The 17,395-nt window shown below is 70.3% G+C and carries 15 protein-coding genes; 10 read left to right on the forward strand and 5 right to left on the reverse strand.

Features of this window, described 5'->3' with window-relative positions:
• The first annotated feature begins 168 nt into the window (after window positions 1–168).
• The 3 genes from E1266_RS25420 (at window position 169) to E1266_RS25430 (ending at window position 3,505) form a co-directional block, all read left to right on the forward strand.
• On the forward strand, window positions 169–1,653 hold the full coding sequence (locus E1266_RS25420) for an amino acid permease (protein ID WP_132051121.1): 1,485 nt from the start codon (window positions 169–171) through the stop codon (window positions 1,651–1,653).
• Window positions 1,654–1,719: 66 nt separating this feature from the next.
• The gene (locus E1266_RS25425) at window positions 1,720–3,069 is read left to right on the forward strand and encodes an FAD-dependent oxidoreductase (protein WP_132051100.1); all 1,350 of its coding nucleotides are present in this window, start codon (window positions 1,720–1,722) and stop codon (window positions 3,067–3,069) included.
• 70 nt (window positions 3,070–3,139) lie between these two features.
• Entirely contained in the window at window positions 3,140–3,505 is a 366-nt protein-coding gene (locus E1266_RS25430) for a hypothetical protein (RefSeq protein ID WP_132051101.1), read from the forward strand.
• 128 nt (window positions 3,506–3,633) lie between these two features.
• Here the strand turns inward: E1266_RS25430 and dxs are convergent, their stop codons facing one another.
• Window positions 3,634–5,568 carry a 1-deoxy-D-xylulose-5-phosphate synthase gene (gene dxs, locus E1266_RS25435; protein ID WP_132051102.1) on the reverse strand — a complete coding sequence of 645 codons (1,935 nt, stop codon included), beginning with the start codon at window positions 5,566–5,568 and terminating at the stop codon, window positions 3,634–3,636.
• 170 nt (window positions 5,569–5,738) lie between these two features.
• Here dxs and idi point away from each other — a divergent pair, with 170 nt between their 5' ends.
• The 6 genes from idi (at window position 5,739) to E1266_RS25465 (ending at window position 10,968) form a co-directional block, all read left to right on the forward strand.
• On the forward strand, window positions 5,739–6,332 hold the full coding sequence (gene idi / locus E1266_RS25440; protein WP_132051103.1) for an isopentenyl-diphosphate Delta-isomerase: 594 nt from the start codon (window positions 5,739–5,741) through the stop codon (window positions 6,330–6,332).
• Window positions 6,333–6,513: 181 nt separating this feature from the next.
• On the forward strand, window positions 6,514–7,818 hold the full coding sequence (locus E1266_RS25445) for an ABC transporter substrate-binding protein (RefSeq protein WP_243718852.1): 1,305 nt from the start codon (window positions 6,514–6,516) through the stop codon (window positions 7,816–7,818).
• A 23-nt stretch (window positions 7,819–7,841) separates the two neighbouring features.
• Entirely contained in the window at window positions 7,842–8,735 is an 894-nt protein-coding gene (locus E1266_RS25450; RefSeq protein WP_243718854.1) for a sugar ABC transporter permease, read from the forward strand.
• Entirely contained in the window at window positions 8,732–9,580 is an 849-nt protein-coding gene (locus tag E1266_RS25455; RefSeq protein ID WP_132051105.1) for a carbohydrate ABC transporter permease, read from the forward strand. Before E1266_RS25450 ends, E1266_RS25455 begins: the two co-directional genes overlap by 4 nt.
• A gap of 255 nt (window positions 9,581–9,835) precedes the next feature.
• On the forward strand, window positions 9,836–10,267 hold the full coding sequence (locus E1266_RS25460; RefSeq protein WP_243718856.1) for a hypothetical protein: 432 nt from the start codon (window positions 9,836–9,838) through the stop codon (window positions 10,265–10,267).
• Window positions 10,268–10,359: 92 nt separating this feature from the next.
• The gene (locus tag E1266_RS25465) at window positions 10,360–10,968 is read left to right on the forward strand and encodes a Uma2 family endonuclease (protein ID WP_243718858.1); all 609 of its coding nucleotides are present in this window, start codon (window positions 10,360–10,362) and stop codon (window positions 10,966–10,968) included.
• On the opposite strand, the gene mug is transcribed toward E1266_RS25465, so the two are convergent.
• The 4 genes from mug to acnA form a co-directional block, all read right to left on the reverse strand.
• A complete protein-coding gene (gene mug, locus E1266_RS25470) occupies window positions 10,955–11,518 on the reverse strand; it encodes a G/U mismatch-specific DNA glycosylase (protein WP_132051111.1) in 564 nt (187 codons plus the stop codon). The genes E1266_RS25465 and mug overlap by 14 nt on opposite strands.
• The gene (locus E1266_RS25475) at window positions 11,518–12,237 is read right to left on the reverse strand and encodes a sulfite exporter TauE/SafE family protein (RefSeq protein ID WP_132051113.1); all 720 of its coding nucleotides are present in this window, start codon (window positions 12,235–12,237) and stop codon (window positions 11,518–11,520) included. The genes mug and E1266_RS25475 overlap by 1 nt, the downstream gene beginning before the upstream one ends.
• A gap of 45 nt (window positions 12,238–12,282) precedes the next feature.
• Window positions 12,283–13,212, reverse strand: coding sequence for an aldo/keto reductase (locus E1266_RS25480; protein ID WP_132051115.1), 930 nt, complete (start codon window positions 13,210–13,212; stop codon window positions 12,283–12,285).
• A 403-nt stretch (window positions 13,213–13,615) separates the two neighbouring features.
• Window positions 13,616–16,381: an aconitate hydratase AcnA gene (gene acnA / locus E1266_RS25485; protein WP_132051117.1), complete on the reverse strand. Its 2,766-nt coding sequence runs from the start codon at window positions 16,379–16,381 to the stop codon at window positions 13,616–13,618.
• A 429-nt stretch (window positions 16,382–16,810) separates the two neighbouring features.
• Here acnA and E1266_RS25490 point away from each other — a divergent pair.
• A partial coding sequence (locus E1266_RS25490; RefSeq protein WP_132051119.1) for a lytic polysaccharide monooxygenase auxiliary activity family 9 protein occupies window positions 16,811–17,395 on the forward strand: 585 nt, incomplete at its 3' end.

The following is a 17,395-nucleotide window of genomic DNA, read 5'->3' on the forward strand; positions in this document are numbered from 1 at the left end:
CGCCTGACCTCGCCCGCCCCTCCGGAAGGGCGTCCCGAACACCGCTCGGGACGCCCTTTTCCCGGCATCTCCCCAGTTCATGGGCACACCAAGGTTTCGTCGGCCATAAGTCGCGCACATATGGGCATACGCGTGACTGCCGCGACGATCATCTGGGGAGGCCGGAGGATGCACCTGCTGCGCACGAAGTCGGTCGAGCAGTCGGTCCGCGACACCGAGGAGCCCACGCACCGGCTCCGGCGCGCGCTGGGGCCGCTGGACCTGACGGTGTTCGGCGTCGGCGTGATCGTCGGGACCGGCATCTTCGTGCTGACCGGGCAGGTCGCCCGCGACAACGCGGGCCCCGCGGTCGCGCTGTCGTTCATCCTCGCCGCCGTGGTGTGCGGGCTGGCGGCGCTGTGCTACGCCGAGTTCGCCTCCACCGTCCCGGTCGCCGGGTCCGCCTACACGTTCTCGTACGCCACCCTCGGCGAGTTCCCCGCCTGGATCATCGGCTGGGACCTCATCCTGGAGATGGCGCTCGGCGCGGCGGTCGTCGCGGTCGGCTGGTCCGGGTACTTCGCCTCGCTGCTGGACGGCATCGGCGTCACGGTGCCGGAGGTGATCGCCGCGCCGCCCGGCGAGGGCGGGACGGTCAACGTCCCGGCCATCGCGCTCGTGCTGGCGGTGACCGCGCTGCTCGTGCTCGGCATCAAGATCTCCTCGATGGTCAACGCCGTGGTCGTGGCGATCAAGGTGGCGGTGGTGCTGCTGGTGATCGTCGCGGGGCTGTTCTTCGTCAAGGGCGCCAACTACGACCCGTTCATCCCGCCCTCGAAGTCGACGCCCGAGGTCGGCGGGCTGGACGCGCCGCTGATACAGGTGCTGTTCGGCTTCACGCCGGTCGCCTACGGCTGGCTCGGCGTCTTCTCCGCCCTCGCGATCGTGTTCTTCGCCTACATCGGGTTCGACATCGTCGCCACCGCCGCCGAGGAGGCCAAGCGCCCGCAGCGGGACCTGCCGATCGGCCTCATCGGCTCGCTCGTCATCACGGCCGTCCTGTACGCGGCCGTCTCGACCGTCGTCGTCGGCATGCAGCACTACTCGGAGCTGAGCACCGAGGCGCCCCTCGCGGACGCGTTCAAGGCCGCCGGGCACCCGGTGTTCGCCACCATCATCGACATCGGCGCCGTCGTCGGCCTCATCACCGTCGTGATGATCCTGCTGCTCGGGATGAGCCGGATCTTCTTCGCACTGGCCCGGGACGGCCTGGTGCCGGCCTGGCTCTCGGTCGTCCACCCCCGGTTCGGCACGCCCTACCGCTCGACCGTCATCATGGGCGTGATCGTCGCGGTGCTCGCGGGGTTCATCCCGCTGGCCGAGCTCGCCACCCTCGTCAACATCGGCACGCTGTTCGCGTTCGTCGTCGTCTCGGCCGCCGTGGTGATCCTGCGCCGCACCCGCCCGGACCTGCCGCGCGCGTTCCGCACGCCGCTCGTGCCGCTCGTCCCCGCCCTGTCCATCCTCGCCTGCCTGTTCGTGATGCTGAACCTTCCGGTGGAGACCTGGCTGCGGTTCGTCGTCTGGATGGTGGTCGGGATCGTCATCTACGCCGCGTACGGGTACCGGAACAGCCGGCTCAGGGACGGCGCGGACCTGCCCATGAAGTCCTGACCAGCGGAGCGGCCCGTACGGGGGTCCCTGTGTCATTCCGCGCGGCATGTGTGCAGAATGGCCCGCATGGGTTCTCCAGTTCGCGTCGCGGTGATCGGCTCGGGACCGGCGGGCATCTACGCCGCCGAGGCCCTCGTCAAGCAGACGGACGGCGACGTCCGCGTCGACGTGTTCGACCGGCTGCCGACGCCCTACGGGCTGGTCCGCTACGGCGTCGCCCCCGACCACAAGTCCATCAAGTCGATCGCCCGGTACCTGCAGAAGGTGCTGGAGAACCCCGCCGTGCGGTTCTTCGGCTGCGTCGAGCTCGGCCGCGACATCAGCCGCGACGACCTGCTGGAGTGCTACGACGCGGTCATCTACTCCACCGGCGCGATGGTCGACCGGCACATGCGCGTCCCCGGTGAGGACCTTCCGGGCAGCATCGCCGCGACCGACTTCGTCAACTGGTACTGCGGGCACCCCGACGCCGCCGACCACGTCTTCGACCTGTCGGTCGAGGAGGTCGCGGTGATCGGTGTCGGGAACGTCGCCGTGGACGTCGTCCGGATCCTCGCCAAGACGGCCGAGGAGCTGCGGGAGACCGACGTCCCCGAGCAGGTCATCGAGGCGCTGTCGCAGAGCCGGGTGAAGCGCGTCCACATGATCGGGCGGCGCGGCCCCGCGCAGGCGAAGTTCACCACCAAGGAGGCCCGCGAGCTGGGCGAGCTGCCCAGCGCGAGCATCCACGTCAGCGCCGAGGACATGGAACTCGACCCCGCCAGCGCCGAACTGGCCGAGAAGGACCGCAAGGTCGGCGGCAACGTCAAGGTCCTCAGGTCCTGGACGGAGGACCCGGGCGCCGCGCGCCCCCGGCACATCGACGTGCGGTTCTGGCGCGCCCCGGCCGAGATCCTCGGCACCGACCGCGTCGAGGGGCTCCGGCTGGAGAAGACCCGGCTGGACGAGACGGGCCGCGTCACCGGAACCGGCGAGTTCGAGACGCTCCCCGTCGGCATGGTGCTGCGCTCGGTCGGCTACCAGAGCGTCCCGCTGGACGGCGTCCCGTTCGACGAGCGCTCCTACACCGTGCCGAACGAGGGCGGCCGCGTCATCGGCCCGGACGGCTCGCCCGTCCCCCGCGAGTACGTCGCCGGCTGGATCAAGCGCGGCCCGTCCGGCGTCGTCGGCACCAACAAGTCCGACGCGGCCGAGACCGTCCGCAACCTCCTGGAGGACCTCGGCGGGGCCGAGACCGGGCCGAAGCGCAACATCGAGGAGCTGCTGGAGGCGCGGGGGCTGCCCGTCGTCACCTACGACGACTGGCTCAAGCTCGACGCCGCCGAGATCGCCCTCGCGCAGTCTCTCGACCGCGGCGAGCGCGTCAAGCTCGCCCGCTGGGAGGCGATGACGTCCGCGTGCCGCGGCGGGGATTGACCCGCCCGGCCCGAAGATCCCCCTCGCGGGGTAGTGACGGACGTGTGTCCAGGACGCTACGGTGCGGCCTGTGGCCGGCGGTCCAGAACTGTACGGGTTCCCTCCACCCGAGACCGTCCCCGACCTCAGGTGGCTGGGTCCCGACTACGTGTCCGTACTCGTGTACGACCTGACGCAGGGACTCCTGCGCCAGGACCCGCGCACGTCCGTCATGGGCGTGCGCTGTGAGGGCGAGCCCAGCCTCGCCCCAACGGTGGACCCGGCGGGCGTCATCCGCGCCCACGACGCGTGCTTCCCGCTCCAGGTCTACGTCCAGGACGGCAACGGGCGTCCCTGGCGCCTGCGCGGGCGATGGACGTACTCAGGCCGCGACCTGGGTACGACCGCCGCGTCCATCACCCACTTCTGGCAGCTCCTGTCGGCCGAGGGCGTCTGACCGGACGCGACCACATCAGCCCCTGTCCCGACCCCCGACGACCTCAAGCGTCCGATCGCGTGCGAAGCCGGTTTCGAGCCTGCGAGAAACCGATCGCGCAGCGAGCCGCCAGGCGAGACGGAGCGATGCTAGCGATCGGTGGCGTTGTCCGCCGAAGGAAGGCGCTCTGCGCCTGACGCCAAGGACAATGCAGTAGCAGACGCCGTGATGTCCCGGGCGAGGGCCTGGGGCGTGAGGCCGATGTCGGTGAGGATCTCGGCGCGTGCGGCGTGGTCGAGGAACTCCTGCGGGATGCCGAACGTCCGGACCGGCACGTCGACCTCGGCGTCGCGCAGGAGGCGGGCGACGGCGTCGCCGACGGCTCCGGTGCGGCCGTTGTCCTCGGCGACGGCGACGAGGGCGTGCTCCCGGGCGAGGTCGAGCAGCGCCGGGTCGAGCGGCTTCACCCACCGGGGGTCGACGACCGTGACGCCGATGCCCTGCGCGGCGACCAGTTCGGCGGCCTCGACCGCGGGCGACGCCATCGACCCCGCCGCGACCAGCAGGACGCGGGTGCCGTTGGAGCCGTCGTGGCGGGCCAGGACGTCCATCTCCCCCGCCTTGCCGACCGCCTCGATGTCGTCGGCGGCCGGGCCCTTCGGGTAGCGGATCGCGGTCGGGCCGTCGGAGACGGCGACGCACTCGCGCAGCAGCTCGCGCAACCGGGCGCCGTCGCGCGGCACGGCGATGCGCATCCCGGGGACGAGCTGGAGGATCGACATGTCCCACATGCCGTTGTGGCTGGCGCCGTCGTCGCCGGTCACGCCGGAGCGGTCCAGCGCGAAGGTGACGGGCTGCCGGTGCAGCGCCGTGTCCATCAGGACCTGGTCGAACGCGCGGTTGAGGAACGTCGCGTACACCGCCACGACGGGGTGCAGGCCGCCCATCGCGAGCCCGGTCGCGGACGTGACCGCGTGCTGCTCGGCGATGCCCACGTCGAAGATGCGGTCGGGGAACGCCTCGGCGAACGGGGCCAGCCCGGTCGGGTACAGCATCGCGGCGGTGATGGCGACCACGTCGCGGCGCTCGCGCCCGATCGCGACCATCTCCTCGCCGAAGACCTTCGTCCAGGCGGGGCCGCCCTTCTTGCGGACGAAGGCGCCGGTGGCGGGGTCGAACGCGCCGCCGCCGTGCATGCAGTCCTCGGTGTCGTTCTCGGCCGGCGCATAGCCGCGTCCCTTGGTCGTGATGCAGTGCACGATGACCGGCTGGCCGAAGCCGCGGGCGCGGCGCAGCGCGCGCTCGACGGCGTCCTCGTCGTGCCCGTTGATGGGGCCGACGTACTTCATGCCGAGGTCCTCGAACATGGCCTGCGGCTGCAGGACGTCCTTGAGGCCCTTCTTGATGCCGTGCAGGGCCTCGTAGGTGATGTTCCCGACCACCGGGGTCCGCGGGACGGTCTTCTTGATGAGGTCGAGGGCGTGCTCGTACCCCTGCGTGACGCGGAGGTCGGCCAGGTGGGAGGCCAGGCCGCCGATCGTCGGGGAGTAGGAGCGGCCGTTGTCGTTGACCACGATGATCACGGGCCGGTCGGCGCCGCCCGCGATGTTGTTGAGCGCCTCCCAGCACATCCCGCCGGTCAGCGCGCCGTCACCGACGACGGCCACCACGGCGCGGTCGGTCTCGCCGCGGAGCTGGAACGCCTTGGCGAACCCGTCGGCGTACGACAGGGCGGTGCTGGCGTGCGAGTTCTCGATGACGTCGTGCTCGGACTCGGCGCGGCTCGGATAGCCCGACAGGCCGCCGCGCCTGCGCAGCAGCTCGAAGTCGTGCCGGCCGGTCAGCATCTTGTGGACGTACGCCTGGTGCCCCGTGTCGAACAGGATCTTGTCGTGCGGCGAGTCGAAGACCCGGTGCAGCGCGATCGTCAGCTCGACCGCGCCGAGGTTCGGGCCGAGGTGCCCGCCGGTCTTGGAGACCGCCTGGACGAGGAACTCGCGGATCTCCTCCGCGAGGCGAGGTAGCTGAGCGGCGTCCAGTCGCTTGAGGTCGTCGGGACCTGAGATCGACTCCAGCAAGCTCACTCGTTTCAACTCCTCCGTCGGGGATCGGATCTCCCCTGGCTCGGGCGCCGTTCCGAGTTTAATCCCGGTTCGCCCCCGGCGCGCCGCAGGCCGCCTGCCCCGCGGGTGTGAAAAGACTGACCCCGTGCGGGGGAACCGCCCCCGGTGCAGGGATGGGGTAGGAACAGAGTATGGGCGTCGAAGAGATTGTGCTGCTCAACGCGGACGACGAGGCGGTCGGGACCGCGCCGAAGGGCGCGAGCCATCACCGGGACACGCCGTATCACCTGGCTTTTTCGTGTTATGTCGTGGATACGGAGGGGCGTGTCCTGATCACTCAGCGCGCACTGGGCAAGCGCACGTTCCCGGGAGTGTGGACGGGCAGCTGCTGCGGCCACCCCGGCCCCGGCGAGAACCTGCGGTCGGCCGTCCTCCGGCGGCTGCGGGACGAGCTCGGCATGGACGAGGCGTCGCTCGCGTCCGTGTCGTTCACGTCCGTGCTGCCCGGGTTCCAGTACCGGGCCGTCGCCGAGGACGGGACGGTCGAGAACGAGCGCTGCCCCGTCCTGCGCGCCACCGTCCCGGCGAACGGGCCCGTCCGGCCGAACCCGGAGGAGGTGGAGCGCGCGGAGTGGTGGAGCTGGGAACGCTGCCTGGAGCTGGTCGACCGCCCCCAGGCGTCGCCGTGGTACCGGCTCCAGCTCGCCGAGCTCGCACCCCTCGGCGCGCCGCTCGACTGGCCCGACGCGGGCGAGCGGGACCTGCCTCCCGCGGTCAGCTGGTAGACCAGCGGAGACCTTGCCGGAGACCCGGCCGGAGACGCCGCCGGAGCGCGGCGCCGAGGTGCGATTCGTCCCTTCCATGACACGCATCACCGCTTGATCACTTTTCCGTCCCCGGTGTTGACCGGTGCGCCTTTCCGAGCGGACGCTTGCTTCTCCCGGGGGGCAACCGAAGGGACGGACGATGCGAGTACGCGCTCCCAGGCACCGCCTCAAGGTGTTCGCGGCCGTTGCGATGACCGGCGCCCTCGCCCTGGCGGGCTGCGGCGCGAACGAGGACGACGGCAACGACGACAAGTCCGAGGTCGAGGTCTTCTCCTGGTGGACCGGTCCAGGCGAGGCCGACGGGCTCAAGGCGATGCAGGCCGACTTCGCGAAGAAGAACCCGGGCACGAAGTTCACCAACGCGGCCATCGCCGGCGGGTCGGGCACGCAGGCGAAGGCCGTCCTCGCGAGCCGCCTGCAGAACAACAAGCCGCCGGACTCGTTCCAGGGCCACGCGGGCGCCGAACTGCTCGACTACATCAAGGCCGGGCAGATCGAGCCGCTGGACGACTTCTACGCGGAGAACGACCTGAACTCGGTCTACCCGAAGCAGCTCCTCGACCAGATCAGCTACAAGGGGCACATCTACTCGGTCCCGGTGAACATCCACCGGTCGAACGTGCTGTGGTACAACCCGGGCATCCTGAAGGACGCCGGGATCGACGGCCCGCCCGAGTCGATCGCCGAGTTCATCACCGCGCTGAAGGCCGTCGACGACAAGACCGACAAGGTCCCGCTCTCGCTCGGCGCGCAGTGGACCGCCGACCACCTGCTGGAGAACGTGCTGCTCGGCAGCCTCGGCACCGACGCCTACAACGCGCTGTGGGAGCCGGGCGCCGACTGGGACACCCCGCCCGTCACCAAGGCGCTGCACGAGTTCGGCCAGATCATGAGGTACACGACGCTGGAGGCCGCGTCCACCGACTGGCAGGGCGCCGCGAAGGCCGTCGTGGACGGCAAGGCCGCGTTCAACATCATGGGCGACTGGGCGTACGGCTACTTCGTCGGCGAGGCCCCCAACGGCCTCGGCAAGAAGCTCGACACCGACTTCAAGTACGCGCCGTCCCCGGGCACCGAGGGCACCTACATGTGGCTGTCGGACAGCTTCACCCTGCCCAAGAACGCACCGCACCGCGGCGGGGCGATCGCGTGGCTGAAGGAGGTGTCCAGCAAGGAGGGCCAGGACCTCTTCAACCCGAAGAAGGGCTCCATCCCCGCCCGCACGGACGGCGACAAGAGCCTCTACACGGGCTACCTGCAGTACGCGCTGGAGCGCTGGACCAGTCCCGACATCAAGCTCGCGGGCTCGTTCTGGCACGGCGTCACCGCCAACAACAAGTGGCACACCGACATCGACACCGCGGTGGGCCTCTTCCTGCAGAACAAGGACGTCGGCAAGCTCCAGCAGGGGCTGGTGAACGCGGCTAAGAACAGCGGGCAGTGAAGACGGCGGACGGGACGCGTCCGGTGAGGTTCCGCCGCGGCCGGAAATGGCTGCCGGGGCTGCTGCTGGTCTCGCCGTCCATCGTCGCGATCGGGCTGTTCGTCTACGGGCTCATCTTCTGGAACACGCGGGTCGCGCTGAGCGGCAAGCACGACGAGGTGTCCGAGTACGGGTTCGACGGGGGCCGGAACTTCGTCGACCTGTGGGACCAGCCGAGCTGGCCGGGCGCCGTGCGGAACGCGCTCGTCTTCACGGCCGTGTTCGTCGCCGGCGCCCTGCTGCTCGGCGCGTTCCTCGCGTTCCTGATGGACAAGGGCGTCCGCGGCGAGGCGTCCTTCCGCATCGTCTACCTGTTCCCGATGGCGGTGTCCTTCATCGCGACGGGCGTCGTGTGGCGCTGGCTGATGAACCCGGCGCCGCCGGAGCGGGCGGTCGGCCTCAACCAGCTGTTCGACAAGCTCCACCTGGGGGCGCTCGCGAACGACTGGTGGCAGAACCCGGACTGGGGCATGGCGGCGATGGCGCTCCCGGCCGTCTGGCAGATGTCCGGATACGTCATGGCACTGTACCTGGCCGGGTTCCGCAGCGTCCCCGAGGACCTGCGCGAGGCCGCGCGGGTGGACGGCGCGTCCGAGCTGCAGGTGTACCGGTACGTCGTGTTCCCGCAGCTCCGCCCGGTCACCCTCTCCGCGCTGATCATCCTCGGGCACATCTCGCTCAAGGTGTTCGACCTGATCATGGCGATCGCGGGCAAGCAGATCATCACCTACGTCCCGGCCGTCGCCGCCTACGTCGAGATCTTCGACCGGCACGACCCCGCCAACGGCGCCACCATCGCCACGTACATGCTGGTCGCGGTGGCCGTCCTGGTGATCCCGTACCTGGTCTGGTCGGTCCGCTCGGAGCGCGCGCGATGACGGTCATGCGGGCCCCGGGCGGGATGTCGCGGACGGGGCGGACGGTGCGGCTGGCGATCCTGCTGGCGTTCGTCGTGCTGTTCCTCATCCCGGTGTACGTGCTGGTCGTGACGAGCTTCAAGCCGCTGGACGAGGCCGACCCGAGCAGCGCGTGGAGCCTGCCCGAGCGGTGGAGCACCTCCGGCTGGAGCGCGGCCTGGACGGAGCTGAAGGGCGGCCTGGCCAACAGCGTCAAGATCGCCGTCAGCGGGTCGATCATCTCGGCGGTGCTGGGCTCCCTGAACGGCTACGTCCTGTCCAAGTGGCGGTTCCCCGGCGCGGACGCCGTGTTCACGCTGTTCCTGTTCGGCATGTTCATCCCGTACCAGGCGGTGATGATCCCGCTGGCCGGGCTGCTGACGGACATCGAGCTGTCCGGGACGATCCGCGGCCTCGTCCTCGCGCACGTCGTGTACGGCATCCCGATCTGCACGCTGATCTTCCGGAACTACTACGTCACGATCCCGGACGAGCTGATCGAGGCGGCCCGCGTCGACGGCGCCGGGATGCTGCGCACGTACTGGTCGGTCGTGCTGCCCGTCTCGGGGCCGGCGTTCGCGGTGACGCTCATCTGGCAGTTCACCTCGATGTGGAACGACTTCTTGTTCGCGGTGTTCCTCGGCGCCCCGGACAGCTGGCCCGTGACGGTGATGCTGAACAACACCGCCGGGTCGGGCGCGGTCGCCGTCCAGTACAACGTGCAGATGGCGTCGGCGCTCCTGGCGTCCCTGCCGACGCTGCTGGTCTACCTGCTCCTCGGACGCTTCTTCATGCGGGGCCTGATGGCGGGGGCGCTGAAGGGCTGAACCGCACCGCACGTCAACCCGCACGCGTCCTCGCGCGTCACAACGATGATCGGAGGAGATCCGCATGGGAAGCGACCGGCCTGAGCCTGGTCTCGTGACGGACGACGACCCGCTCACCCCGCCCGTTGGCGCATCCGCCGATATGCGCCTAGCCTCTCGGGCATCGTCGCGCGGCGCACCGGCGGCCCGGCAGGGCCGCGGCGAGCCCGCGGCGACGGGTCAGGGGCGAGCCATGGAGGTGACCGCGTGCAGGCGATGAGTGTTCAACAGCCCTGGGCGTTCGCGATCGCTCGCGGCGGCAAGACCGTCTCGAACCAGGGGCTGCCCACCGCCTACCGCGGCCCGCTGCTGATCCACGCATCCATGCGCGTCGACCTGAAGGCGTGCGACTCCCCGCTCGTCCAGGCCGCCGGCTGGGACCCGCGCGACCCGCTCGCCACCATCGGCGCCGTCATCGCCGTCGCCGACCTGGAGGACGTCTGCTCCGCCACCGTCCCCGGCGGCTCCTGCGACTGCGGCCCCTGGGCCGACCCGGGCTCCCACCACTGGCACCTCGGCGCCGTCCGCGCGCTGCCCCGCCCCATCGTGGCCATCGGCCACCCCGGCCTCTGGCAGCCGAAACCGTCCCTCGTCAACGAGGTGAACACGATGTTCGCCACCACCGCCGCCCTCAACAACACCACCTGAGAGTAAAGGATCCACTACCCTCGGCCATGGAAATCGGGCGGGGTAACGTAGTCCCTGCGCTGGTCAGTCACACGACGGATGGGAGCAGGACCGTGAGCGTCGCACACGACCATGGCGGTTTTGGCCCGTACACGATGGACGACCTGCACGCCCGAGAGGACGAGGGCCGCGGCCTGGAACTCGAGGATGGGTGGCTCGTCGAGTTGTCGCCGAGTGCGCCCCACAATTGGGCGGCCATGCGGTTGCAGGAGATTTTCAATGCGGCCGCGGTGGATGCGGGTGCCACGGTGTTCGTCGCCGGGGGTGGTGAGTGGGAGATCAGCACGCCGGCGGGGATCCGGAAACCCGATGTGTTCATGGTGCCGAGAAGCGTGGCGCGGCGATCGATCGTGGATCGCGACCCGGCCGTCATCCCCGGCGGCGAACTGCTGGTGGTCGTCGAGGTCGTCTCTCCCGGCAGTGGCAGCGAGCGTACCGATCGGGTGCGCAAGTTGAAGGAGTACGCGGCACTCGGCATACCTCAGTACTGGCTCGTCGAATTCTCCCCGCATCCGAGAGTGCGGGTCTTCACCCTGGACGATGGCGCCGGCGCCTACCTGTCCCATGCGGCGGCAGAAGCGGGTGAAGTGCTCAAGGTCGAGGTTCAGGCGGACTCGGCGTTCACCGTGACATTCGATCCGGGGACGCTCACGGAGTTCTGAGTGCGGCGGCGGCTTCGCGGAGGCGGGTGAACTCGGCGGTCATGCGGTCGAGGGGCCAGCTCGCATTGAGGCCGCTCGGGTTGGGGAGGACCCATACGCGTGCCGGGCCGAAGGTTTCGTCCTGGGGGCCGATCTGGGCGCGGGGGCGGCCGTATGCGGTGCGGTAGGCGGTGACGCCGGCGACGGCGAGGTAGGCCGGGCGGTACTTCTCGACGAGGGCGGCGAGGCGTTGGCCGCCCTCGCGGAGTTCCGCGGCGGTCAGCTCGTCGGCGCGGGCCGTGGTGCGGTGCGCCAGGTTGGTGATGCCGAGTCCGTAGGAGGGCAGGAGGTCCTGCTCGGACGGGTGCAGCTGGCGGTCGGTGAAGCCGGAGCGGTGCAGGGCGGGCCAGAAGCGGTTGCCGGGGCGGGCGAAGTGGTGGCCCGTCGCCCCCGAGTAGAGGCCCGGGTTGATGCCGCTGAACAGGACGCGCAGCGTCCCGCCTTCCGGAGGCAGGACGTCGGGGATGACGCGGTCGCGGGCGGCCTCCAGGTCGGCTTTCGAGGGGCGCATCAGATCAGGTTACGCACGATCAGCACGACCGCGGACGTCCCGACGACGATCAGCAGGGCCAGCCGGAGCCGCCCGGCGTCAAGGTAGCGGCGGAGCGGGCCGGAGAGCAGGAAGCCGGCGAGGACGAACGGGAGCAGCTCCAGGCCGGCGACGACCTGCCGGGCGGGCAGCTGCCCGGCGGCGGCGAGGGTGGCGAGGGACAGCAGCGCGCCGACGACGAAGAAGACCGCCAGGGTCGCGCGGACGGCCGGGCCGCTCTCCCGCTGGTAGAGCAGCGCGATCGGCGGGCCGCCGATGCCGGACGCGGTGCCGGTCGTGCCGGAGATGAGCCCGGCGGCGGAGAGCGTCCCCCGGTTGCGGGGCACCTCCCGCGACCAGCTCGTCGCGGCGAGGGCGGCGAGCACGATGAGGCCGATCATGATGCCGAGCGCGCGGTCCGGGACGACCGCCACCAGCCAGGCGCCGAGCGGCGTCCCGGCGAGGCGGCCGGCGAACGCCCAGCCGATCCCCCGCAGCTCGGCGTGCCGGAACTCCTGCGCGAGCGTCGCGACGGGCAGCACCAGCGCCATCACCAGGATCGAGCCGGGCATCAGGGACGGGAACAGCATCGTCACGACGGGGGTCGCGACGAGCCCGACGCCGAGGCCGACGCTGCCCTGCACGACCGCCCCGATCAGTGCCGCCAGCCCCCCGATGAGCAGAAACTCGAGATCCGGCACGCCAGGGACGCTATATCTCGATATCTCCGGTCTGCGATCCGGCCATCACGCGGACGCCTCGGTGAGGCGTGCGAGCTGGTCGTCGGTCAGGGTGGTCCGCGCGGCGTCGATGAGGGGCGGGAGCTGGTCCATGGTGCGGGCGCTGGCGATGGGCGCGGCGACGGTCGGCTGCGCGGCGAGCCAGGCCAGGGCCACGGTCGCGACGGCGGTGTCCTGTTCCTCGGCGACGATGTCGAGCGCGGCCAGGACCCGGTTTCCGCGCTCGGTCTCCAGGTATCGAGCGGCCTTCTCCGCGCGCACGCTGTCCACGTTCGCGCCGGGACGGTACTTGCCCGTCAGGAAGCCCGACGCGAGGCCGTAGTAGGGGACGGCGGCGAGCCCGTACCGTTCGGCGAGGTCGCGGCGGGGCCCCTCGTAGGTGTCCCGGGAGACGAGGTTGTAGTGGGGCTGGATGGCCGTGTACTGGGCCGTGCCCTCCCGCTCGGCGAACTCCAGGGACGCCTGGAGCCGGTCGATCTCGATGTTGGAGACCGCGATCTGCCGGACCTTGCCCTCGGTGACGAGCTCGTCCAACGTCTTCATGATCTCCTCGACGGGAACGGACGGGTCGTCGAAGTGCGTGAAGTACAGGTCGATGCGGTCGGTGCGGAGCCGGCGGAGGGAGTCGTCCGCGGCGGCCCGGATGTTCGCCGGGGACAGCCCCTTGCGCTCGGGGTGCCGGCCGACCTTCGTCGCGATGACGACGTCGTCGCGGTTGCCGCGCGTCGCCGTCCACTCCCCGATGATCGTCTCGGACTCGCCGCCCGAGTTGCCGGGCGCGGACGCCATGTAGGAGTCGGAGGTGTCGATGAAGTTGCCACCGTCCGCCGCGTAGGCGTCGAGGATCTCGAACGAGCGCTCCTTCCCGGCGGTCCAGCCGAAGACGTTCCCGCCCAGGCAGAGCGGGAAGACGTCCAGATCACCGATCTTGTTCATGCGCAGCCTTCTCGTCTCGTGGGGTATACCAGGGGACCACTACCCAGGGCTCGCCCGCTGTCCCGCGTACGGCCGCTACGAGAGCCGACGAACGGCCTGGCGCGTGGCGTCGGGATCGGCTACGGCGCGCGTCTCGATCAGGCCGTCGAGGTCGCTGGACGATCAGGACGCGCCCGGCGGCCCGCCACGTCCCCGCGGGGTCCCACGTGATCACCCATTCGTCGAAGAGGTGCCGGAGCAGGAGCAGCGCCACGGACTCGTTCACCTTGAGGGCTCGGGCCCAAGCTGCTCCTGGGGCGGGACGAGTTCGCCGCCCTGATGGGCCTCTTCCAGCGCTGACTCCCCGAGACGCGAGAGTGCCCCGCACCCTTACGGGAGCGGGGCACTTCTGCGTAGCGGCGGGTTACTTGCTGATCAGGTTGCGGAGGACGTACTGGAGGATGCCGCCGTTGCGGTAGTACTCCGCCTCGCCCGGGGTGTCGATGCGGACGACGGCCTTGAACTCCTTGCCGTCCGCCTTCACCGCGACCTCCTCGGGGACGCCGCCCTCGTTCATGGCGGTGACGCCGGTGATGTCGAAGGTCTCGGTGCCGGTGAGGCCGAGCGACTCGGCGGAGTCGCCGTCCTTGAACTGCAGCGGCAGCACGCCGAGGCCGATGAGGTTCGAGCGGTGGATGCGCTCGTAGGACTCGGCGATGACGGCGCGGACGCCGAGCAGCGCGGTGCCCTTGGCGGCCCAGTCGCGGGACGACCCGGAGCCGTACTCCTTGCCGGCGATGACGACGAGCGGGGTGCCCTGCGCCGCGTAGTTCTGCGCCGCGTCGTAGATGAACGACTGCGGCGACCCCTCCTGGGTGAAGTCGCGGGTGTAGCCGCCCTCGACGTCGTCCAGGAGCTGGTTGCGGAGCCGGATGTTGGCGAACGTCCCGCGGATCATGACCTCGTGGTTGCCGCGGCGCGAGCCGTAGGAGTTGAAGTCCTTGACCGCGACGCCGTTGTCCTGGAGGTACTGCGCGGCGGGCGTGCCGACCTTGATGGCGCCGGCCGGGGAGATGTGGTCGGTGGTGACCGAGTCGCCGAGCTTCGCCAGGACGCGGGCGCCGTGGATGTCGGTGAGCGGCTCCGGCTCGGCGGACATGCCGTCGAAGTACGGGGCCTTGCGCACGTAGGTGGAGTCCGGGGCCCACTCGAAGAGGTCGCCGGTCGGGATGTCCAGGTTGCGCCAGCGCTCGTCGCCCTTGAAGACGTCGGCGTAGCTGGTGGTGAACATCTCCTGGCCGATGGACGACTCGACGATCTCGGCGATCTCCTCGTGCGAGGGCCAGATGTCGCGCAGGTAGACCGGGCCGTCGGTGCCCTCGGCGATCGGCTCGTTGAGGATGTCGATGTCCATCGTCCCGGCGAGCGCGTACGCGATGACCAGCGGCGGCGACGCCAGGTAGTTCATCTTCACGTCGGGGCTGATGCGGCCCTCGAAGTTGCGGTTGCCGGACAGCACCGCGGTGACCGCCAGGTCGTTGTCGTTGACGGCCTTGGAGATCTCCGGCTGCAGCGGGCCGGAGTTGCCGATGCAGGTGGTGCAGCCGTACCCGACGAGGTTGAAGCCGATCTTGTCGAGGTACGGGGTGAGCCCGGCGCGCTCGTAGTAGTCGGTGACGACCTGGGATCCCGGCGCGAGGGACGTCTTCACCCACGGCTTGCGGTTCAGGCCCTTCTCGACGGCCTTCTTCGCCACCAGTGCCGCGCCGATCATCACGTACGGGTTGGACGTGTTGGTGCAGGACGTGATGGCGGCCATGGCGACGTGGCCGTGGTCCATCTCGAAGCTCGTGCCGTCCTCGAGGGTGACGGGGACGCGCTTGTGCGGGCGGCCGGAGCCGTTGCGGTCGACCTTGCGCGGCTTGTCGCCCTTGGTACCGTGGCTGATCGCCGGCGAGTCGGAGGCGGGGAAGCTCTCGTTGACCGCCTCGTCCGTCGCGCCCATCACGCTGGAGACGTAGCTGTGCACGTCGCGGCGCCAGGTCCGCTTGGCGTGCTCCACGGAGATGCGGTCCTGCGGGCGCTTCGGGCCGGCCAGGGACGGGACGACCGTGGCCAGGTCCAGTTCCAGGTTCTCGGAGAACTCGGGCTCCGCGGACGGGTCGAGCCACAGGCCCTGCGCCTTGGCGTACGCCTCGACGAGGGCGACCTGCTCCTCGCTGCGCCCGGTCAGCCGCAGGTACTTCAGCGTCTCGCCGTCGATCGGGAAGGTCGCGGCGGTGGAGCCGAACTCGGGGCTCATGTTGCCGATCGTGACGCGGTTCGCCACCGGCAGCGCCTGGACGCCCTCGCCGTAGAACTCGACGAACTTGCCGACGACCCCGTGCTGGCGCAGCATCTCGGTGATGGTGAGGACCAGGTCGGTCGCGGTGGTGCCCGCGGGCATCTCGCCGGTCAGCTTGAAGCCGACCACGCGCGGGATGAGCATCGAGATCGGCTGGCCGAGCATCGCGGCCTCCGCCTCGATGCCGCCGACGCCCCAGCCGAGGACGCCGATGCCGTTCTGCATCGTCGTGTGCGAGTCGGTCCCGACGCAGGTGTCGGGGTAGGCGACGCCGTCGCGGTCGAACACCACGCGCGCGAGGTGCTCGATGTTGACCTGGTGGACGATGCCGGTGCCGGGCGGGACGACCTTGAACTCGTCGAACGCGGTCTGCCCCCAGCGGAGGAACTGGTAGCGCTCCCCGTTGCGCTCGTACTCCCGCTGGACGTTGCGCTCGAAGGCGTCCGGGGAGCCGAAGTAGTCGACGATGACGGAGTGGTCGATGACCAGCTCGGCCGGCGCGAGCGGGTTGATGCTGCCGGGGTCCCCGCCGAGGTCGCGGACGGCCTCGCGCATCGTGGCGAGGTCCACCACGCACGGCACGCCGGTGAAGTCCTGCATGATCACCCGGGCGGGGGTGAACTGGATCTCCTTGCTCGGCTGCGCCTTCGGGTCCCACTCCGCGAGCGCGCGGATGTGGTCGGCCGTGACGTTCGCGCCGTCCTCGGTGCGCAGGAGGTTCTCCAGGAGCACCTTCAGGCTGTACGGGAGGCGGGCGGAGCCCTCGACCGCGTCCAGCCGATGGATGTCGTACGACTTGTCGCCTACCTGCAGCTTGTCAAGGCTGCCGAAGCTGTTCGAGGACACGGACTCCTCCTCCGTCACCACCGCGCGACCGGTCCGAATCTTGCGCGCGCGGCGTTGTGTCTTGGTCTTCGTAGGCCCGCCCGCGGCCGGTGCCCCGGGCGCGGCCCGGGCACGGCAGGCGGGTGCTCACCTACTCGATCCTGCCTTAGTCGGTGACCTGACCGGGAATCAGGTGCGCCTAACTTCGGCGGCTTTTTTCTCGATGTCAAGATACCTCTAATTTATCTCGATATCAAGCTACTTGTACGTCCGCACGCGCCTCCCCTCCCCCGCTCCGGGGCCGCCCGGGCGGGCGCTCCCAGGATTGACGAGTGCTTCCCTGGTCGTTAAGGCGGCCTTAGGAGAGCCGTCGCTAACGTCCTGACGCAGTCAACGGTCCCCCGAAACGCGGCGACCGACCCCCCGAAGACGATGGGAAGGACTGCCCGTATGCGCAGGACGATCGCCTATCCGCTCGCCGTCCTCACGGCGGCCGCCGGTACGACGCTGTTCACCGCGGCCCCCGCGTCGGCGCACGGCTACGTCTCCGCCCCGCCGAGCCGGCAGGCGCTGTGCGCCGCCGGCGCCGTGCCCGACTGCGGCCCCATCCAGTTCGAGCCGCAGAGCGTCGAAGGGCCGAAGGGGCAGCGCAACTGCCACGGCGGCCTGAGCCAGTTCGCGGTGCTCTCCGACGAGAGCCGCAACTGGCCCGCCAAGTCCGTCGGGAGCACGGTGACCTTCAGCTGGACGCTCACCGCGCGGCACCGCACCAGCACCTGGGAGTACTTCGTCGGCGGCACCCGCGTGGCCGTCTTCGACGACCGCAACCAGATCCCGGACTCGGTCGTCACGCACCGGGTCGACCTCAGCGAGTTCCCGGGACGGCAGAAGGTCCTGGCCATCTGGAACATCGGCGACACACCGATGGCGTTCTACAACTGCATCGACCTGGACATCGGCGGCGGCGGTTCCGGGTCGCAGCCGCCGCAGACGCCCTCGCAGAGCCCGGCGCCCGCCCCCTCCACCGCGCCGACG

The organism is Actinomadura sp. 7K534, assembly GCF_004348575.1.
Lineage (GTDB): Bacteria > Actinomycetota > Actinomycetes > Streptosporangiales > Streptosporangiaceae > Spirillospora > Spirillospora livida.